Below are 302 nucleotides of genomic sequence, written 5' to 3' on the forward strand. Positions count from 1 at the left end.
TTCGTGAACTGGGTGCGGAGCGTATTGGACATGGCGTAAAAGCCATTGAAGATCGGGCGCTGATGGATTTTCTAGCCGAGCAACAAATTGGTATTGAATCCTGTCTGACCTCCAATATTCAGACCAGCACCGTAGCAGAGCTGGCTGCACATCCGCTGAAAACGTTCCTTGAGCATGGCATTCGTGCCAGCATTAACACTGACGATCCCGGCGTACAGGGAGTGGATATCATTCACGAATATACCGTTGCCGCGCCAGCTGCTGGGTTATCCCGCGAGCAAATCCGCCAGGCACAGATTAAT

1 pseudogene is annotated in these 302 nt (G+C 52.0%); it reads left to right on the forward strand.

Features of this window, described 5'->3' with window-relative positions:
* Positions 1-302 (forward strand): annotated as a pseudogene (locus ACNQ0T_RS23785) (adenosine deaminase); the annotation flags it as partial.

This window comes from Enterobacter cloacae complex sp.6700776, assembly GCF_048284255.1.
In the GTDB taxonomy this organism is placed as follows: domain Bacteria; phylum Pseudomonadota; class Gammaproteobacteria; order Enterobacterales; family Enterobacteriaceae; genus Enterobacter; species Enterobacter intestinihominis.